Here is an 18,704-nt window from a genome sequence, read left to right as displayed (position 1 = left end):
CCGGGACCACCCGCCCACCAGGAACCCGACAACGCCCAACCCCCCGCGAAGACGAACCCGGCAACCGCACCCGAATGCCCGCGCCCAGCCCGCCCGTTGAACACTCCGCGATCGGGGTGGGACGGGCGTACCCCAGCCACCCGCGCCTGCGCGCAGCGCGACTCCTACTCCGGCCCGCTGCTCAACTCGCTCGTCGCTCGTTCGCCGGCCTCGGTGACCCTCCTCAGGAAACCCGCCAGTAGCTCCAGATCGGCATCGCTGTAGCCGGCGATCAGGTCATCCATCGAGCGGTTCATCCCGCCGTACAGCCGGAACAGCTCCGCGTTCCGGTCCCGCAGCGCCCGCACCACCACCGCGCGCCGGTCCTCCGGGTCCCGCTCCCGCACGACCCAGCCGTCCCGCTCCAGCCGGTCCAGGATTCCGGTGATCGTCGCCGGGTGCAGACCCGCGCGGCGGCCCAGGGCGCTCGGGCCGAGCGGGCCGTGGCGCGAAATGATGTCGAAGCAGTCCAGGTCGACGTCCTTCAGCTTCGCGTGCGCGCCGACCCGGTGATCGAGCAGCGACAACTGCAGGTTCAGCTCCCGCAACGCGTCCTTGATCCCGGTCGCGAGCCGCCTGCGCCTGCGGGCCGCGTCGGTCGAAGCGTGCGTCGTCATCAGCACTCCAGCCGTACGACGAAACCCTCGTCGTCGCCGTACATGCTGACGTGCCGGCAGATCTGGTACGCCATCCACAACCCGACCCCGGCCGACCGGCTCTCCCGCGCCGCGACCAGCCCCGTGAACAGGTCGACCGGACCTTCCCCGCCATCGGTCACCGTGACGACCGCGCGGTCGAGGTGTCGCCAGATACGCAGCCGCAGCGGGGGTTTCCCGTGCACGAAGGCGTTGGTGACCGCCTCGCTCACCGCCATCACGAAGTCCTCGGCCCGCGCCGGTTCGATGCTCGTCGGGGCGAGCGCCACGCGCACGGCCTCCCGGGCGACGGCCGCGCTCGGGTTGGTCAGCTCGGCCATCGGCGGCCCGTCCTCGCACTCCGGCCGCGGCGCGTCCCGCCACGACGGGAGAAAGCTCACCGGATCGACGTATTCGCCGTTGTGCACGTGCCGCCCGTCCGCGATCGCCAGCATCGGGTGCGTGCGCACCACGTCCCCGAGCACGTGCTCCGGCGTGATCCGCGTGTCGTAGGGGCACAGCCCCCAGATCGGGAACTCTTCGTAGGCCTGGTTGACCACCGCTTCGTACCGCGACCACCAGTCCCACGGCTCGCCGTACCCGGGATGCGGCACGTCGCCGACCACCCGGACCTGCGTGGCACCGTCGGCGACGTGCCGGGCCAGCGCCTCCCGGTAGTTCCGGATCGCGACCGCCGGGCGCAGATACTGCTCGTTGCCGGGGATCGTCGTCACCCTGGAGGTGTCCATCACCGAGTGCACGAGCTTCTCGTTCGCCGGGCCGAAGGCCATCAGCGTCGGCTCGCCGGCCGCGATCCCCTCTTCGAGGAACGGCACGACGAGGTCGAGCAGCTCGTCGTCGGTGGAGTAGAACCCCGCTTCGTGGAAGTAGCCGGTGTGTCCGGCCGCGGCACCCGACCTCATGCGACCCGCTCCACGGTGACGCCCTCGATTCCGAGCAGCTCGACCAGCCGCCGCGCCCCCGGCCACGCCGTGCGCAACACCACCGTCAGCTCCTCGCGCGCGGCCAGATCCGCCAGTGCGTAGAGGTTCCGGTGGTCGACGAACTCGAGCCCGGTCCCGTCGATCACCAGCTCACCGGACTGCCCGGCCGGCTCCGCGCGCTCGAGCGCGAGCGGGAAGGTCCGTGCGGTGAGGTGGTCGAGCTCGCCGCTCAGGGTCAGGGTGCCGTCCGACGCGGTGTGCAGCCGGAACGGCGACGTCCCGGGGCTGCTCGCCGGATGCAGGCTCGCCAGCAACGCGACGGCCTCGGCGCCGAGCGAGGGCCGGTGGTAGGCGCACATCGCGGAGAACGGCCGCTCGGCCATCAGCCGGTCGACGCGGTGCTCGTACCGGGTGAACTGCGCCAGCTGCTCCGGGGTCCGCACGAGGGCGGTCGCCTCGGCCACGATCCGGTAGCCCCGGAAGCCGTCGGCCAGCGCCGCCCCGGTGGCCGCCGCGTATACGCCGGCCTGTGTCTCCGGGTCCACGACGTCCTCCGCGCCGTACACCCCTTCGACGGATTGGACCGTCAGAGAACCGTCACGCAGCGCATCCGCCAGCACCCCGCTCCTCCGCAGGCCGGCACGCAGCTGCTCGGGGTCGCCCGGCGCGATCAGACTCGTCCGCAGCCCCTGCGCCACCCCGTCGGCGAGGAACTCCGCAGCTCGCCCGCGAAAATCGGCCCCCTCGTCATAGGCCCAGCACACGTGGTCGTGTGGGCCGAAGCCGTCGGCGGCACGCGTGACGCCCGAAATGCGCATGCGCACAGCGTACTTCCCCCAAGTACCAGGCACTTGGTCCGCCGAAAACGATTCGATCCCCGAATCGGGGGTACCCCTACCGGGGCATTACGAGGGAAGTGGAGGGCGAGCGTGGACATCTACGGTTGGGATGCTGCCGAGTCGGCACTGCAGGCTTACGTTGCGGTGGTGGCGGATGCGCTCGGAGTGCCACCGGAATCCACCTGCGCCATGACGGGACGACCGGCCAGCGCGTACATCGCGCTCGACGAGCGGCTGCCCGGCTTTCCCGACCGCGACCTCGCCCTGATCTGGGAGGACACCCAGGGCTGGGCCGCGGCGATCGAGACTCACAGCGGCGAGGACGTCATCGTGGTCGCCTACCTGGGCAGGGAAGTCGTGCCCGCGCCCCGCGAGGTCGTCGCCTTCCTGCGTGACCTGCTCGCCGACGCCCAGCCCGGCCAGCTCGAACCGCCGAACTTCCCGCGCTGCCCGGACCTCACCGAGCGCCTGGGCAGGCACGGTCACACCGGCAGCCACCAGTCGATGACGACCCGGTCGCCCTCGTAGTCGACGCGGCCGTCACCGCTGAGCAGCCGCGCCCGCTCCCCCAGCGACTCGAGGGTGGCGGTGGACTCGGGCGCCGGCCCGTCGGCCCGCAGCCGAATCACCCCGTTCTCCCTGGTCAGGCCGATCTCGACGGGATCGGGGCGGCCCGGGGTCAGCAGCGCGCCCAGCACGTCGTGCAGCACGCCGAGCACCGCGGTGACGACGTCGTCGGGCAGCTCGCGGTCGAGGTCCCCGGTCAGCACCAGCTCCGGCACCACGCCGACGCCGGTCTCCAGCTCGCTCACCAGGGTCTGCACGGCCATCCCCAGCGACTGTCCGGCGGTGAGCGGGATCTGCCCGTAGAGCGAGGAGCGCAGCTGGTTGATGGCCTGGTCCAGGTCCGCCACGGCGCGGGCGAACACCTGCGCCGCGACGGGAAACCGGGCGGTGGCGGACTGCAGGGCCAGGCCTATGGCGAACAGCCTCTTGATCACCGTGTCGCCCAGCTCCCCGGCGATCCGGTCGGTCTCCTCGAGCCGGACCAGCTGGTCGGAGGCTTCGGTGGCGCGGCCGGTCTCGCTGATGATCCGCACCCGCATGGTCTCCACGGCATGCCCCAGCTCCGCGACCTCCGCCGGCCCGCTCACGTCCACGCCGTGGTCGAGCTCCCCGTCCGACACCCGCTGGACCTGGTCGAGCAGCTTGCGCAGCGGCGCGTCCAGCGAACCCCGCAGCAGCAGCACGGTCACCGCGCCGAGCACCAGTGCGAGCGCGGCGCAGACGATCGTGACGATGTTGGCGGCGTTCTGCGCGTCGGTGCTCTGCTGCAGACCCACCGCGGTCAGCTCGTTGATGTGCGCCTGCAGTTCCGCGAGACTGGCCCGCACCCTGTCGAAGGTCTGCTTGGCGGCCAAGGCGTCCGTCATCGGCGGCGCAGGGGCCAGGGTGCCGTCGCGGGCGGCGGCGATATCCGGCTCGATCGACTGCCGCTGCCAGGTCTCACCCGCCGCGCGCACTCCGTCGAGCAGTCCCAGCGAGGTCTCGTCGAACGACAGGAGACCCCGCAGCTGCTGTTCCTGCTGTGCCATGTCGGCATGGCCGGACTCGTACGGCGCGAGGAACGTGTCGTCGCGGGTGAGCAGGAAGCCCCGCGCGCCGGTCTCCATGTCGACGTAGTCCTTGCTCAGGGCGGCGGCCGACTGCTGGGCGGGCCTGAGCGAGCCGCGCACGTGGTTGCCCACCGAGGTGGCGTAGAACCGCGACACCGTTGTCGCCGCGGCGGTGACGAGCAGGAGCAACAGAAGACCGCAGACAAGTGCGTAGACCCGCCAGCGCAGCGTCTGTGGCCAGGCACGGCTGAGCACGGTTGATGGTACCGCCCGAATGGCGGGCACGGGGCCAATCACAACAAACCGGCCGAATCCGCTTCCCGGGGCCGAGTTCGGCTACTCGAATGGACGCTGGATTCGACCCGGGCCTACTGCCTACAATTCGGTCCCGAACTTCATCAGATCGAAAGAATCCCGTTGACCGCTCCTCCCGTGGCCCGGACCCCGACCGGACGCAGGTTGCAGCTCGCTGCCCTCCTGCGGCACCTGCGTGAGCAGAAAGGACTGACCCAGGAAGAGGTCGGGGCGCTGATCTGGCCCGACACCACCGCCCGCAGCGCGCAGAACAAGATCACCAGGCTGGAGAACGGCGACGGCGGGATCAGCGAAAACGATCTCCACGCCCTGCTGAAGGCATACGGCACGACGAACGGAGTGGCGCTCGAACTCGCGCTGCTGCTCAACAGCGGCACCTCCCAGCGGGGACGCTGGCGTGGCCCGCGCGCCGCGCATCCGGAGTCGTCCCGGCAGTACGTCGACCTGGAGGAGGACGCCGCACTCATTCGCCTCGTCGCGGTCGAACGGATTCCGCCGTTATTGCGGAGCGAATCGTATCTGCGGGCCGGTTCGCCACCCGCGGAAACGGTGGCCGCCATTCTCGACCGGCAGCGGGTGCTGTTCCGCGCGGAACCGGCGGAAGTGTATGCCGTGCTCAGTGAATCGTGCGTCCGCCGAATCCGCGGGAATTCGCGTGTGATGGCCGAGCAGATCACGCACCTGCTGCGGTTGTCGCAATGTCCCAACGTCACGCTGCAACTGGTGCCGTTCGACCAGCCGCCGGGACTGGCCGCGGACGCGGTGCTGGAAAGGTTCGCGCTGCTGCGGCTGCCCGCGCCCGGGGTGATCGGCGAGTTCCGTCAGCACCTCGACTTCGCGTTCACCATGATGGGTGGGCGGGTGTATCCCGCCGACAACGTCCAGCCCTACGAACAGCTGTGGCTCAACGCGACGATGGGCGCGCTGAGCCCCGAAACGACCCGGCGCTTCCTGCGCGAGATGCTGCGGAGCTTCCGCGCGGGTCCGAAGGAGTGACCCATGCCCGAACGTCCCGAACCCACCGTGGCCGCGGCTGCTCGTGTCTACGACTACATGCTGGGCGGCGACCACCACTACGCCGTGGACCGCACGGCGGCGGCGCACACCATGCGCTCGTTCCCGATGGCCGCCGTCGGCGCCCGCTACAACCGGGAGTTCCTGGGCCGGGTGGTCCGGTTCCTGATCGGCGAGGGGGTGCGCCAGTTCCTCGATCTGGGCTCGGGCATTCCCACGGTCGGCAACGTGCACGAGATCGCGCAGGCCGAGGTGCCCGACGCGCGCGTCGTGTACGTGGACTACGAGCCGGACGCTGTCGCCCTGGGCCGCGAACTGCTGAGGGAGAACGCGTTCGCGACGACACTGGAAGGGGATCTGCGTAAACCGGACGTGGTGCTGGCCGCGCCGCAGGTGACCGGGCTGCTCGACTTCTCGCAGCCGGTGGCGGTGCTGATGATCTCGGTGCTGCACTTCGTCACGGACGAGACGGAGGCGCTCGACCTCGTCCACCGCTATCTCGCGCGCCTCGCACCGGGCAGCTACTTCGCGCTGAGCCACCTCACCCACGCCGGCGGGCGGACGGGCGCGCTGCAGCAGGAGACGAACCGCGTCTACAACAGCACGGTCGCGGAGAACCTCGCGATCCGCGACCGGGACCAGATCGCCGCGTTCTTCACGGGCCTCGAACTGGTCGAGCCCGGCCTGGTGCCGCTGCCGGACTGGCGCCCGGCCGACCCGGACTACGTGCCCGACGAGGAGGACGCCCCGCGCAACGTCGGTCTCGGCGGTGTGGGGCGGGTGCGGTGAGTTCCCCGTCGCCGACACCACCGAAGCCGAGCGGCTCACGGTCCAGCGAGCAGCTGCTCGCTGGACAAAGTGTCTGACACCTAGACTACGTGCGTGGAGACGGCCGACACGATCCTCGACGCCCTCAAAGGGCTGGTGCCCGGGCTGGCGGCGACGTTCGGTCGCTCGTGCGAGGTGGTGCTGCACGACTACCGGCTCGGCGACCGGTCGGTGGTGGCGGTGGCGGGCGAGGTCACCGGCCGGCACGTCGGCGGCGCGACGAGCGAGATCGGCCTGCGGATGCTCGCCCGGGGCGACGACGCGAGCCCGGAGCTCAACTACGTGACCCGGACCGAGTCCGGGCGCACGGTGAAGTCGTCGACGCTGCCCCTGCGGGACGCGGACGGGCACGTGTTCGGCGCGCTGTGCGTGAACCTCGACGTGACCGCGCTCCGGCAGGTCGGCGATCTGCTGTCGGACCTGGCCGGCCTCGCGCCTGCCACGGTCCCGGCGACGACCTTCACCGACGACTTCGACGAGGTGGTGAACGCGGTCGTCCGCGCGGAGGAGCTGGCGCTGGCCAAGCCCGTGGACAGCCTCACCCGCCGCGAACGCCTCCGCCTCCTCAAGACCTTGGACGAACGAGGCGTGTTCACCGTGCGCGGCGCGGCTCCCCGGATCGCGGCCCGGCTGGGCATCTCGCGGGCGTCGCTGTACACCGACCTGGCGGAGTGCCGCCGGGGCTAGACCACCGGCACGACGGGCCTGAGGAAGCCTGCCGCCTCGCCCCCGAACGGGTGCTCGTCCGAAGGGCCGGCCGGCAAGGCACTCACCGCGTCCAGCCGGTCGTACCCGGCTCACCAGGTTCAGCGGCTCCTGCACGCCGACCAGCACGTCGCTCTTCAGCGCGCCCGCCGCGACCCGCCAGGCCGGGAAGTTCGACAGCCCGCCGTGTGCGCAACCGCCGCAGGCTCGCCTCGACCGAGCGGATCGCACTTCGGCGGCTGTTGCCCGTCAGGTTCGCGCCGGGCCCGGGGAGGCGGCTGTACTTGCTGCCGACGACGAAACGCGTCGAGGATCGCGCGCGCCTCCGCCGGCCCGCTTCGCGCACCCGACCCGGTGCCGAAAATAGCCGTGCCGAGCGCGAGCTGGGAGACCCCTGGCACCGCCGGCATTGCTACCGTCGGCCCATGAGCCCGGAAGTACCGCGACTGCTGCGCAAGGACGCACAGCGCAACCGCGAGGCGCTGCTCGCCGCCGCCCGCCGCACGTTCGCCGAACAGGGGCTCAACGCGTCGTTGGAGCAGGTCGCGCGCACGGCGGGAGTCGCCATCGGCACGCTGTACCGGCACTTCCCCAACCGCGACGAGCTCGTCGTGGCGGTGTTCGCCGACAAGCTGCGCACCGTACTCGAAGCCGGGGAACGCGGCCTCGAGCTCGACGACGCGTGGGAGGGCTTCCGCCTGTTCCTCGAAACGTTGTGCGAGCTGCAGGCCGAGGACCGCGGCTTCAACGAGCTGTCCTCTTTGGACCGTCCGGCGAGCGGCGCGGCGATCGGGGTGCGCGACCGCATGCACGCGGTGTGGCGCGAACTGCTCCGGCGCGCCCAGGAGCAGGGTGCGGTGCGCGCGGACCTCGCCTTCGAGGACATGTTCGTCCTGCTGTGGTCGCACAGCATGATCATCGACGCCACCTTCGGCATCGCGCCGCGCACGTGGCGGCGGCACCTGTACCTGATGCTGGACGCCTACCGCGCCCCGAACGCGCACCCGCTGCCGGAACCGCCGCTGACCGAGCACGAGCTGAAGCTGGCCACCGAGCGGCTCAGCTGACCGGCAGCACGTCGGCGCCGTACCGGTCCCCCGCGAAGGCCCGGAGCCGCTGTGCGAGCGCGGCCAGTGAGCCCGCCGCGTGGTGCGACGGCGCCCAGGCCGCGAACAGCGAGATCCGCAGCGCCGCCGCGGCGCCGTCGATCCGCAGGCCGTGCAGGCCGAACCGCGAGTCGTCGGAGACCACCGCGACGCCCCGGCCCGCTGCCGCAAGCGCTTGCGCGACCTGGGCGTTGCCGCATTCGACCAGCTCCGGCGTGGCCAGGCCGGCCGCGGTGAGCGCCTCCTGCAGGATCTGCCGCGGCCGGAACGACGGGTCGAGCACGACCAGCGTCTCGCGCACCAGCTCCGCCAGCGGCACGCGCTCGCGCCCCCACCAGGGGTGGCCTTCGGGCACGTAGGCCCACAGCGGCATGCGGGCGATGGCGAGCCGGCCCCACGAGGGCTGCGGCGGCTGGGTCACGATGGCGAGGTCGGCGCCGTGGCGCAGGGCCGCGGTGCCACTGGTCTCGACCACCGTCGGCAGCGGGTCGGCCGGCCCGAAGGTGGCCAGGAACGGGGCGATCAGGTCGGTCAGCGTGGTCGTCGGCGCGGCGATGGTGATCCGCACCAGATGCCCGGCCGCAAACGCTTCCGCGGCCGAGAGCGCGTCATCCGCCCGCTGCAGCACGTCGCGGGCCACCGGCAGGAACTGCGCGCCCGCCGCGGACAGCTCCAGCCGGTTGCCACGCCGGTCGAACAGGTCGAGCCGCAGCTCGTGCTCCAGCTGGCGCACCTGCCGGGACAGCGCGGGCTGCGTGACGTGCACGACCTCGGCCGCGGCGCTGACCGAACCGTGTTCGGCGACGGCGACGAAGTACCGCAGGGTCCGCAGCTCCATGGCTCCAGTATGCCGCAGAGGCATGGTGAACCAAGAAAACAAGCAGTGGACGGCATGGTCCGGCGCTCGGACGATAGGGGCATGGCCCTCCCCGCTCTCCCCCAGGCGCGTCACCTCGCGACCGAGATCCCCGGCCCCCGCTCCCGCGAACTGATGGCCCGCAAGCAGCACGCGGTCGCCCGCGGTGTCGGTACGACGATGCCCGTCTTCGCGGCGCGCGCCGGTGGCGGCGTGGTCGAGGACGTCGACGGCAACATCCTGATCGACCTCGGGTCCGGCATCGCCGTCACGACGGTCGGGATCAGCGCGCCGCGCGTCGTCGAGGCGGTCCGCGAGCAGGCCGAGGCCTTCACGCACACCTGCTTCATGGTCACCCCGTACGAGGGCTACGTCGCGGTCGCCGAGCAGCTCAACCGGCTCACCCCGGGCGCGCACGAGAAGCGGTCCGTGTTGTTCAACTCCGGCGCCGAGGCCGTCGAGAACGCGGTCAAGATCGCCCGCGCGTACACCGGGCGGCCGGCCGTCGTCGCGTTCGACCACGCCTACCACGGGCGCACGAACCTGACCATGGCGCTGACCGCGAAGTCCATGCCGTACAAGCACGGCTTCGGCCCGTTCGCCGCCGAGGTCTACCGCGCTCCGCTGTCCTACCCGTTCCGCGACGACCTCGACGGCCCGGCCGCCGCCCGCCGCGCGATCGACACCATCGAGAAGCAGGTCGGCAGGCCGGCGGCGGTCGTGATCGAGCCGATCCAGGGCGAGGGCGGGTTCATCGTGCCCGCCCCGGGCTTCCTGCCCGCGCTCGCCGAATGGTGCCGCGCCAACGAGGTCGTGTTCGTCGCCGACGAGGTGCAGACCGGGTTCGCCCGCACCGGCGCGCTGTTCGCCAGCGAGCACGAGGGCGTCGTGCCGGATCTCGTGGTGAGCGCGAAGGGCATCGCGGACGGCCTGCCGCTCTCGGCCGTCACCGGACGTGCCGAGATCATGGACGCCGCGCACGCCGGTGGCCTCGGCGGCACCTACGGCGGCAACCCGCTGGCCTGCGCGGCCGCGCTCGCGACCATCGAGACGATCGAGCGCGAGAACCTCGTCGAGCGGGCGCGCGAGATCGAGCGGCTGATGAAGGATCGGCTGCTGCGGTTGCAGGAGAAGGACGACCGGATCGGCGACGTGCGCGGCCGCGGCGCGATGGTCGCCGTCGAGCTGGTCCGCCCCGGTACGAACGAGCCCGACGCCGCGCTCGCGAAGGCCGTCTCCGCCGCCGCCCACGCGCGTGGCGTCATCGTGCTGACCTGCGGCACACACGGCAACGTCCTGCGCTTCCTGCCGCCGCTGGCCATCAGCGACGAGCTGCTCGAAGACGCGCTCGACGTCCTTTGGGAAGGGTTGTCCAGCCATGAGTGAGTTCATCGTCGAAAACCCCGCGACCGGCGAGACGATCGCCACCGTCCCGGACGGCGGTCCCGCCGAGGCGACCGCCGCCGTCGACGCCGCCGCGGCCGCCGCCCGCGCGTGGGCACGCACCCCCGCGCGGAAGCGGTCGGAGATCCTGCACCGCGCGTTCGAGCTGGTGCTGCGCGACCGCGAGGAGCTGGCCGAGCTGATCGTGCGGGAGAACGGCAAGTCCCTCGCCGACGCCCGTGGTGAAGCCGCCTACGCGGCCGAGTTCTTCCGTTGGTACGGCGAGGAAGCCGTGCGCACCGACGGCAGCTACGGGCCCTCCCCCGCGGGCGGCACCCGCACGCTCGTCACGCGGCGGCCGGTCGGCGTCGCCGCGCTCGTCACGCCGTGGAACTTCCCCGCCGCGATGGCCACCCGCAAGATCGGCCCGGCGCTGGCCGCGGGCTGCACGGTCGTGCTCAAGCCCGCCGCGGAGACGCCGCTGACCGCGCTCGCGATCGCGCGGCTGCTGACCGAGGCCGGGGTGCCGGACGGGGTGGTCAACCTGGTCACCAGCACCGACGCCGCCGCCGTGGTCACCACGTGGCTGGAGGACCCGCGGGTCCGCAAGATCTCGTTCACCGGGTCCACCCGGGTCGGGCAGCTGCTGCTGCGCCAGGCCGCGGACCGGGTCGTGAACGCGTCGATGGAGCTGGGCGGCAACGCCCCGTTCGTGGTGACCGCGGACGCGGACCTCGACGCGGCGGTCGACGGCGCGATGATCGCGAAGTTCCGCAACGGCGGGCAGGCCTGCACGGCCGCGAACCGCTTCTACGTGCACGCCGACGTCGCCGAGGATTTCCTTGCGCGGCTGGGAAAGCGGGTCGAAGCGCTGCAGGTCGGGCCGTCCGGCGAAATCGGCCCGCTGATCAGCGCGAAGGCCGTCGACGGGGTGGCCAAGCTGGTCGAAGCCGCGGAGGCCGCCGGGGCCCGCGTGGTCGCCCGCGCCCAGATCCCGGACGACGGCAAGGGGCACTTCTTCGCCCCGGTCGTGCTGGCCGACGTCGCCGCCGACGCGGAGATCGTGCAGCAGGAGATCTTCGGACCGGTCGCCCCGGTGGTCACCTGGCGGGACGAGGACGAGCTGCTGGACCGGGTGAACGCCACCGAGCTGGGTCTCGCGGCTTATGTGTACGCGGGAGACCTGCAGCACGCGCTGCGCCTCGGCGAGGCGATCGACGCGGGCATGGTCGGTATCAACCGTGGCCTGGTCTCGGATCCGGCCGCGCCGTTCGGCGGTATGAAGCAGAGCGGGCTCGGCCGGGAAGGCGCTCGCGAAGGCCTGCACGAGTTCACCGAGATCCAGTACCTGAGCGTGGACTGGCCGGAGGACTGATCAACCGCCGAGCAGGGACAACCCGAGCGGGGTCAGCGTGTGCAGGACGGTGTTGCGCTCGCGCCGGGTCGCGATCAGCCCGGCGGCGCGCAGCACCGCGGTGTGCTTGCTGACCGCTGACGGCGTGACGCCGAGCCGTGCGGCCAGTTCGGACGTGCTGCACCCGGCCGCGACGACCGCCAGCGCCGCGGCGCGGGTGGGCCCGAGGAGCGCCCCCAGCGCGCGGTTCGGCGACAGTGGCCGGGCGGTTCGCTGCCGGACGGGCCGGTGCAACGCGGGATAGCCGAGCCGCACCGGCCCGGGTCTTCTGCACAGCACGACCTCCGGCCGGACGGCGAAGTACGTCGGCACCAGCAGCATGCCCGCGCCACCGGGCACCAGCGGCTCGCCCCCGAACCCGGCAGACAGGGTCGGCGCGGACCAGCGCAGCGCCGGCCCGAGGCTGGCCAGCAACGCGTCGACCCCTTCGCCGGACAGCACACGGGTGCGTAGTTCCCGGTCCGCGTCGACCTGCGCGCACACGGTGTCCCAGTGCGGCTCGACCGCGGCCTCGAAGTACTCGCGCATCGCCTGCACCAGCCGTGGCAGACCGGCCACACTCCCGTTGACCAGTCCCGATGCCCAGCCGGGAAGCCCGGGATCGCGCGTCCGGCCGCGCAGCTCGCCGCGCAACCGGTCCGCGCCCGTGCCCAGGACAGTGGCGAGCCCCGCGCCGAGATCCGCCGCGGCCGGCAGCAGGAACCCCGGCACCGATTCGGCGTAGAGCCATTCGAGCACGCGCACACTTTCCGGTAGCCGCGGGCGCACCCAGCGCCGCCACCAGCCGAACCCGTCGTCGACGGCGAGCAGCCGCACACTCGAAGCGAGTTCCCACAACGGATCCGCGGACGGCACCAGCCCGATCCGCGCGACGTCGCGCGGGGACAGCTCGATTCGCACCGGCGGTCCCTTCGGCTGTTGCGGCGACGGCATTTGTTCATCGGTGACGTTGCCCGCCCGTTACACGCCTGAACAGGGCAATTGAGCGGACCGGAAACCTGCTCGACGGGGCCGGGGCCGGACAGGAAGATCTTTTACCGGGGGTGCCGGTCGGGGCAGGAAAAAACGGCATCCCGACTTCGGAAATGGGGATTTGATGCGTAACCTCAAGCGGCTGTTCGCGGCCGCGACCATGGCAGCCGGGCTGGCCTCGCTCAGCGCGGTGCCCACCGCCGCCGCGGCGACGCCGGAGACGCCGGCGACCGGCAACACGGTCACGTCGCTGGCGGGCCTGGCGCTGCGGCCGGCTCACCTGCCGAGCACCAGGAAGGCGGGCCAGATGGCGGCCCAGGCCGACGAGCAGGCCTACCTGATCGGGCCCGAGTCGGACCTGAGCCGCTGTCTCGACGCGGACCTGAACACCATCGGGCACAACGGCACCAAGGTGCAGCTGTGGACCTGCAACAACACGTCGGCCAACCAGGCCTGGTACATCCGGCAGATCCCCGAGGGCTACTACCGGTTCCAGAACGTCTACAGCGGCCGCTACCTCGACGCCGACCTGAACACGATCGGTCGCAACGGCACGGTCATCCAGCTGTGGGACTTCGTCGGCAGCGCGAAGAACCAGTGGTTCGACGTGACCGAGATCCCGGAGCAGTACCTGCGGCTGCGGAGCGCGCAGAGTGGCCGGTACCTGGACGCGGACCTGAACACCAGCGGCCGCGACGGCACGGTCATCCAGCTGTGGGACTTCGTCGGCAGCGCGAAGAACCAGTGGTGGGACTGATCGGCTGAATGAGAAGCCGGCTCCGGGTTCCCTCCCGGAGCCGGCTTCTCCGGCGCCTCTCGGCACGAGTGCCGGGGACCCGAAGGCCCCCGCCACCCCTGGCCTCAGCCGCCGAGCTTGGAGTTGTAGTCGGCGATCTGCTTGTTCGCGGTGTCGGTCGCGGTGGTCAGCGCCTGCTTGGCATCCTGCCCCTGCAGCACGGCCGCCTGCAGCGCGTTCTCCACGTCCTTGCGGACGTCCGGCATCTCACCCACCGAGCAGCCCTGCGTGGCATACGTCAGCTTCGTGCCCTGCAACTGCTGGATCGCGGTGGAGAACTGCGGCTTCTGGCTCACCCACTGCTGGTCCGCCGGGTCGGTCAGCGCGGCCTTGCTGATCGGGAAGTACCCGGTCGACGTGTGCCAGGTGACCTGCGACTGCTTGCTCGCCAGGAACCGCACGAGCTCCCACGCCGCGCGCTCCTTCGCGGTGTCGTCCTTGTGCATGATCCACAGCGACGCACCACCGATGATCGGCCCGCCGGAGTTCGCCTCGTCGACCTTCGGGTAGTAGCCGGTGCCCACCGTGAACGGGTTCTTCGCCGCGGCCGCACCCTTGGTGAACCCGCCCAGCGAACCGGTCGACTCCAGCGCGATCGCGACCGTGCCCGAGCTGAACGCGTTGTCCCCGTTGTCGGTGTTGCTGTCCAGCTTCATCGCCAGACCCTCGTTCGCCATCTGCTGCCACCACTGCAGCAGCTTGACGTTGGTGTCGTTCGCCAGGTCCACCTTGGACACCCGCCCGGTGCGGCCGTTGTCGGCGTCGCACAGGGTCTGGTCGGCCACCGCGTTCCACTGCTCGACGAACCACCCGTAGAGGGTGGCCCCGAAGCCGAACTGGACGGTCTCCCCCGGGGTCTGCTTGATCTTGCGCGCGTCGGCCATGATCTCGTCGAGCGTCGCCGGCGGCTTGTCCGGGTCGAGCCCGGCCTTCTGGAACGCCTCGCGGTTGATGTAGAGCAGCGGCATCGAGGTGTTGAAGGGCATCGAGTACAGCTTCTTGTCGACGGTGTAGTACCCGGCGATGTTCGGCTGGATGTCGGAGCCGTCGTACTTGTCGACGTCCATGAACGACTGCATCGGCACGATCGACTTCGAGTCGATCATGTACCGGGTGCCGATGTCGTACATCTGCATCAGGTCCGGCCGCTGCTGCGCGGAAGCGTTCTTGTACGCCGCCAGCGCGGTGTCGTACTGGCCCTTGTAGTTCAGCGTGACCTTGATCTTGCCCTGGTTCTGGCCGTTGAACTGGTCCACCACCTTCTGCAGGGTCTCGCCGTTCGTGCCGCTCATCGCGTGCCAGAACGTGATGTCGACCTCGCCCTTGCCGTTCAGCGCGTCCGCGCCGGGCGCGGTGATGTCGTCCGAGGACGACGAGCCGCCCGACGTGGTCGCCGACGTACAGGCGGCCGCACCGGTGGCGGTCGCGAGAATCAGCGCGAGCGTGCCTATGCCGCGGCGCAGAGTGTTCCGCACGATGGTTCCTTTCTGTCTCTTGTGGAGAGTCACTTCACCGCGCCGGCCATGAAGCCGCGCACGAGCCATCGCTGCCCGAAGATCACCAGGAGCAGGGTGGGCACCAGGGTGATGGTCACGCCGGCCAGCACGAGGGCCTGCTGCGTGCCGTTCCCGTTGGCCTTGAGCGCGAACACCGCGGTCTGCAGCGTGTTCATCGAGTTGTTCGACGAGGAGATGATCAACGGCCAGAAGTACATGTTCCAGCCCTGCAGGAACGACCACACCGCGAGCGCCGTCAGCGACGGGCGCACCGAGGGCAGCACGATCGTGGCCAGGAACCGCAGGTGCCCGCAGCCGTCGATGCGCGCCGCGTCGGCGAGTTCGGCCGGGAACTGCCGGAACGCCTGGCGCAACAGGAACACGCCGAACCCGTTGGCCAGGAACGGCAGCACCAGGCTCCACTGGCTGTTCTCCAGGCCGAGGCTGCGGATGAACAGCGCGTTCGGCACCACGATCGCCTCGTACGGGACCATGATCGTCGCCATGAAGAGCCAGAAGATCGGCTGCCGCAACGGCATCCGCACGAACACCAGCGCGTAGGCCGCCAGGCAGGAGGTGATCAGGTGCGCCGCCATGATCACCAGGCCGACGAACAGCGAGTTCAGGAACGCGGGCAGCAGCGGCACCACGGTCTGCTGCCAGGCGGCGACGTAGTTGTCGAACGAGTACTGCCCGTGGAACAGCCCGGGCGGCTGGCGCACCAGCACGCCTTCGGGCAGGAACCCGCCGACCACGGTCAGCAGCACCGGGAACAGCAGCACGATCGCCGCCAGCACCAGCCAGACGTAGGTCAGCGCGCTGACGCCGGTGGCGGGGCGGCCGAGCGAACGGCGCTTCGGCTTCTTCCGCGGGGGCGCGGCCGGGACCGGCGCCTTCTCGATGACCTGGCTCACCGGTAGTGCACCCGCCTTTCCACGACGCCGAACTGGACCGCGGCCAGCACGATCCCGACGATCAAGAGCACCAGGCCCTGCGCGCTGGCGAGGCCGTAGTCGTTGTTCCCGTTCTCGAACGCGTTGTGGAAGATCGAGAACACCAGCGTCGAGGTGCTGCCGTTCGGGCCGCCGTCGGTCATCACCTGCACCTGCCCCAGCGCCTGCAGCGAGGTCAGCGTCGTGGTCACCACGACGAAGAACACGTTCGGCGAGATCATCGGCAGGACGACGCTGAAGAAGTTGCGCAGCCCGGTCGCCCCGTCGAGGCGGGCGGCTTCGAGGACCTGCTCGTCCACCCCGGCGAGCCCGGCGCCGAGCACGAGCAGGTTGAACCCGGCCACCACCCACACCGTCGCCCACGCGACGGTCAGCAGCGCCCACGGCGACTCGGTGGTCCAGCCGGGCGCGGTCCCGCCGAGCAGCCGGAGCAGCCAGTTCACCGGCGACATCGACGGGTCGAGCATGAGCAGCCAGACGACGCTCGCGGCAGAGGCGGAGTAGGCGAACGGAAGCGTGAACAGGGTCCGGAAAACCCGCATCCCGGGCAGCCGCTGCGCCAGCGGGACGGCGAGCGCGAGCGGCAGGACCACGCCGACCACCACGACGAACAGCGTGAAGAACAGCGTGTGCAGCAGGATCTGCCCGAACTCGGGCGTGAGCAGCTCGGCGAAGTTCGCGCTACCGACAGACCGCGACGGGCTGCCGTTGATGTCGGTGCCCCTGGTGGACAGGAAGATCGCCTGGAACAGCGGGAAGAACACGAACGTGCCGAGTCCCGCGAGCGCGGGCACGCAGAACGCCAGGCCCAGCGCGATCTCCCGCCCGGAGAGCGGCCGCCGGCGGCGAACCCGGGCAGCCTCCATCGCATGAGGTGTCACGGCGTGGCAGCTTAGCTGCGCTAACCAACGCGAACGGTCTCATTTGCGTCAAAAAGTTTGCCACAAGATGGCAGCTCTGTGACTTGGCAGCTGACACTGTGCACGATCACGAACCGTCACCGACTGGTCAGGAGGCCACCAAATCTCACGATAGGGTGAAATCCCCTAACCCCCTAAAGGAGGGCAGGACAACTCTGCGTAGAGAGCGGGATTCATCCCCGATGACGCGGGTGAAGTTGATCTCTAGGTTCGATCGGGTCGTGTGGCGGCTCGCCCGGCACGCGCGCGTCCCCTTCCCCTAGCTTGCGGAGTATCCGTTGTCCCAACCGATCCAGACGCTGCACGACTTCGTGCTCAACCTGATCACCGACGACAGCTTCGGCACCTCGTTCCTGAGCGACCCCGCCGGCGTGCTGTCCGGCGCAGGCCTCGGCGACGTCACGGGCCTGGACGTCCAGGAGGTCACGTCGCTGGTCGCCGACCACCTGCCCGCCCCCGTCGCGGACGCGGTCGAGTCCGGCTTCGCGGCGCTGCCCGCGGACGTCACCGGGGTCAACGACCTGCACTGCGCGCTCGCGCACCTCGAGACCGTCGCCGCCGTCGCGCAGGACCTGCCCGTCAGCGTGGCCGGCCTGAGCCCCTCCACCACCTTCGCCGGCGACGCCGGCGGCTTCACCGGCGCCGCGGCACTGACCGGCGACCTCGTGCAGACCTCGGGCAGCCTTGCCGGGAGCACCGGCGGCCTCGCCGGCGGCGCCCTCGCCGACACCCCGGCCGGTGCCGTGACCGGCGCCGTGGCCGCGGCGACCGACTCGGTCGCGGCCGGCGTGCAGTCGCCGCTGGGCACCTACGGCGTCGCCACGGACAGCCTGCCGCTGTCGGTCCCGAGCTTCGGCTCGGTGAGCGACCTCGGCGGCACCCTCGACTCGGACGCGCTGACCCACGGCACCTCGGCCACCGCCGTCGCCGGGGGCTACGTGGCCTCGGGCGGCGAGTTCGCGGCCGCCGGCATCGCCGACAACTCGGCGACCCTCGCCGGTCACCTCTCCAGCGTCGGGGACGTGGCGGCCCAGCCCGTCGCGGCCGGTGGCGACGAGCTGGCGACTCACGTGGCGAGCGGCGCCGACACGCTCGGCGACGTCGTTTCCCACGTGCCCTCTGTGGCCGCGCCGGCGCAGCTGCCGGCGGACCTGCCGGTGCACGCGGTGGCCGACCTCCCGCAGAGCCTGCCGACCCCGGACAGCGTGCTGCCGCAGGTGACGCACACGGTGGAGAGCACGGTCTCGCACGCGCCGCTGACGGACTCGGTGTCGCACAGCTCGCTGATCGACAGCGTGCACTCGGCCCTGCCGGACGTCGGGGACCTGCACACCGACCTGTTCCACGGCGACCTGCCGCTCGGTCACTGAGCCGGCGCCGGTTCCTCGCCGCCCCTTGGCGGGGATCCGGCCCGTCGAGCGCCGCCTGCGAGTTCCACGCAGGCGGCGTTCTTCGTTACGAGGTCCGTGCGTCGTAGGCGGCGCGCGAGCGCTGGATGTCGGCGTGGTTCTCCTCGGCCCAGACCGCCAGTCCCCTGGCCAGTCCTAGGACACTCCTGCCCCGCGTGGTCAACGCGTACTCGACCCGGGGCGGGACGGTCGGATGCATCGTGCGGGTGACCAGACCGTCGCGTTCCAGCGCGCGCAGCGTCGTGCTGAGCATGCGCTGGTTGATCGGGTGGCACAGCCGCCGCAGCTCGTTGAAGCGGCGCGTCCGCCCGGCGAGCTGACAGACCACGATGACCGACCACTTGTCGCCGACGCGCTCGAGCACGCTGCGCACGGCGAGGCGCACTTCGTCCTGCCGAGCCGGGATCTTCTGCGTGACCGGGTTGCTCACGTTCCCTCCGGAGGTCTGCGAGAGCGACTGAACC

General features: G+C 71.1%; 19 protein-coding genes. 9 read left to right on the top strand and 10 right to left on the bottom strand.

Annotated elements, in window-relative coordinates; translation table 11 throughout:
- Positions 1–164 precede the first annotated feature (164 nt).
- From LWP59_RS07580 to LWP59_RS07570, 3 genes are read right to left on the bottom strand one after another with little or no spacing between them, the layout of a single operon-like run.
- Positions 165–656, bottom strand: a complete 492-nt coding sequence (locus LWP59_RS07580; RefSeq protein ID WP_144643632.1) for a MarR family transcriptional regulator — start codon at positions 654–656, stop codon at positions 165–167.
- Positions 656–1,597: a sensor histidine kinase gene (locus tag LWP59_RS07575; protein WP_144643633.1), complete on the bottom strand. Its 942-nt coding sequence runs from the start codon at positions 1,595–1,597 to the stop codon at positions 656–658. The genes LWP59_RS07580 and LWP59_RS07575 overlap by 1 nt, the downstream gene beginning before the upstream one ends.
- Positions 1,594–2,436, bottom strand: a complete 843-nt coding sequence (locus tag LWP59_RS07570; protein WP_144643634.1) for an MEDS domain-containing protein — start codon at positions 2,434–2,436, stop codon at positions 1,594–1,596. The genes LWP59_RS07575 and LWP59_RS07570 overlap by 4 nt, the downstream gene beginning before the upstream one ends.
- Before the next feature lie 111 nt (positions 2,437–2,547).
- On the opposite strand from LWP59_RS07570, the gene LWP59_RS07565 reads away from it, so the two are divergent.
- Positions 2,548–2,985, top strand: a complete 438-nt coding sequence (locus LWP59_RS07565) for a DUF6292 family protein (RefSeq protein ID WP_144643635.1) — start codon at positions 2,548–2,550, stop codon at positions 2,983–2,985.
- Here the strand turns inward: LWP59_RS07565 and LWP59_RS40630 are convergent.
- The gene (locus tag LWP59_RS40630; protein WP_144643636.1) at positions 2,940–4,328 is read right to left on the bottom strand and encodes a CHASE3 domain-containing protein; all 1,389 of its coding nucleotides are present in this window, start codon (positions 4,326–4,328) and stop codon (positions 2,940–2,942) included. The genes LWP59_RS07565 and LWP59_RS40630 overlap by 46 nt on opposite strands.
- A 162-nt stretch (positions 4,329–4,490) precedes the next feature.
- Between LWP59_RS40630 and LWP59_RS07555 the strand changes: the two genes are divergently transcribed.
- The 4 genes from LWP59_RS07555 (at position 4,491) to LWP59_RS07540 (ending at position 8,002) form a co-directional block, all read left to right on the top strand.
- Positions 4,491–5,384 carry a helix-turn-helix domain-containing protein gene (locus LWP59_RS07555; protein WP_186383518.1) on the top strand — a complete coding sequence of 298 codons (894 nt, stop codon included), beginning with the start codon at positions 4,491–4,493 and terminating at the stop codon, positions 5,382–5,384.
- Between the two features lie 3 nt (positions 5,385–5,387).
- On the top strand, positions 5,388–6,191 hold the full coding sequence (locus LWP59_RS07550; protein WP_144643638.1) for an SAM-dependent methyltransferase: 804 nt from the start codon (positions 5,388–5,390) through the stop codon (positions 6,189–6,191).
- A 93-nt stretch (positions 6,192–6,284) separates the two neighbouring features.
- A complete protein-coding gene (locus LWP59_RS07545; protein ID WP_144643639.1) occupies positions 6,285–6,917 on the top strand; it encodes a helix-turn-helix transcriptional regulator in 633 nt (210 codons plus the stop codon).
- 443 nt (positions 6,918–7,360) lie between these two features.
- Entirely contained in the window at positions 7,361–8,002 is a 642-nt protein-coding gene (locus LWP59_RS07540; protein ID WP_144643640.1) for a TetR/AcrR family transcriptional regulator, read from the top strand.
- On the opposite strand, the gene LWP59_RS07535 is transcribed toward LWP59_RS07540, so the two are convergent.
- Positions 7,995–8,879 carry a LysR family transcriptional regulator gene (locus LWP59_RS07535; protein ID WP_144643641.1) on the bottom strand — a complete coding sequence of 295 codons (885 nt, stop codon included), beginning with the start codon at positions 8,877–8,879 and terminating at the stop codon, positions 7,995–7,997. The two genes, LWP59_RS07540 and LWP59_RS07535, sit on opposite strands and share 8 nt — an antisense overlap.
- Before the next feature lie 81 nt (positions 8,880–8,960).
- Here LWP59_RS07535 and gabT point away from each other — a divergent pair, with 81 nt between their 5' ends.
- Together gabT and LWP59_RS07525 are read left to right on the top strand one after the other, a co-directional pair.
- Positions 8,961–10,283, top strand: a complete 1,323-nt coding sequence (gene gabT, locus LWP59_RS07530) for a 4-aminobutyrate--2-oxoglutarate transaminase (RefSeq protein ID WP_144643642.1) — start codon at positions 8,961–8,963, stop codon at positions 10,281–10,283.
- Positions 10,276–11,655, top strand: coding sequence for an NAD-dependent succinate-semialdehyde dehydrogenase (locus LWP59_RS07525; protein WP_144643643.1), 1,380 nt, complete (start codon positions 10,276–10,278; stop codon positions 11,653–11,655). Before gabT ends, LWP59_RS07525 begins: the two co-directional genes overlap by 8 nt.
- Here LWP59_RS07525 and LWP59_RS07520 read toward each other — a convergent pair whose 3' ends face one another.
- Positions 11,656–12,594 (bottom strand): ArsR/SmtB family transcription factor, encoded by a 939-nt coding sequence (locus LWP59_RS07520; protein WP_144643644.1) that lies wholly within the window; start codon positions 12,592–12,594, stop codon positions 11,656–11,658.
- A 196-nt stretch (positions 12,595–12,790) separates the two neighbouring features.
- Between LWP59_RS07520 and LWP59_RS07515 the strand changes: the two genes are divergently transcribed.
- Entirely contained in the window at positions 12,791–13,423 is a 633-nt protein-coding gene (locus LWP59_RS07515) for an RICIN domain-containing protein (protein ID WP_144643645.1), read from the top strand.
- 104 nt (positions 13,424–13,527) lie between these two features.
- Here the strand turns inward: LWP59_RS07515 and LWP59_RS07510 are convergent, their stop codons facing one another.
- From LWP59_RS07510 to LWP59_RS07500, 3 genes are read right to left on the bottom strand one after another with little or no spacing between them, the layout of a single operon-like run.
- The gene (locus tag LWP59_RS07510) at positions 13,528–14,937 is read right to left on the bottom strand and encodes an ABC transporter substrate-binding protein (protein ID WP_144643646.1); all 1,410 of its coding nucleotides are present in this window, start codon (positions 14,935–14,937) and stop codon (positions 13,528–13,530) included.
- A 29-nt stretch (positions 14,938–14,966) separates the two neighbouring features.
- Positions 14,967–15,872, bottom strand: a complete 906-nt coding sequence (locus LWP59_RS07505) for a carbohydrate ABC transporter permease (RefSeq protein ID WP_229857326.1) — start codon at positions 15,870–15,872, stop codon at positions 14,967–14,969.
- Positions 15,869–16,792 (bottom strand): carbohydrate ABC transporter permease, encoded by a 924-nt coding sequence (locus LWP59_RS07500; RefSeq protein WP_229857327.1) that lies wholly within the window; start codon positions 16,790–16,792, stop codon positions 15,869–15,871. The genes LWP59_RS07505 and LWP59_RS07500 overlap by 4 nt, the downstream gene beginning before the upstream one ends.
- Before the next feature lie 317 nt (positions 16,793–17,109).
- Between LWP59_RS07500 and LWP59_RS07495 the strand changes: the two genes are divergently transcribed.
- The gene (locus LWP59_RS07495; protein ID WP_144643647.1) at positions 17,110–18,201 is read left to right on the top strand and encodes an IniB N-terminal domain-containing protein; all 1,092 of its coding nucleotides are present in this window, start codon (positions 17,110–17,112) and stop codon (positions 18,199–18,201) included.
- 85 nt (positions 18,202–18,286) lie between these two features.
- Here LWP59_RS07495 and LWP59_RS07490 read toward each other — a convergent pair whose 3' ends face one another.
- Entirely contained in the window at positions 18,287–18,670 is a 384-nt protein-coding gene (locus tag LWP59_RS07490; RefSeq protein WP_229857328.1) for a winged helix-turn-helix transcriptional regulator, read from the bottom strand.
- Positions 18,671–18,704 lie beyond the last annotated feature (34 nt).

The sequence above is a fragment of the Amycolatopsis acidiphila genome, assembly GCF_021391495.1.
Classification (GTDB): domain Bacteria; phylum Actinomycetota; class Actinomycetes; order Mycobacteriales; family Pseudonocardiaceae; genus Amycolatopsis_E; species Amycolatopsis_E acidiphila.
Note: the sequence above shows the minus strand (reverse complement) of the source record. Positions and strands in the feature narration are given on the sequence as shown.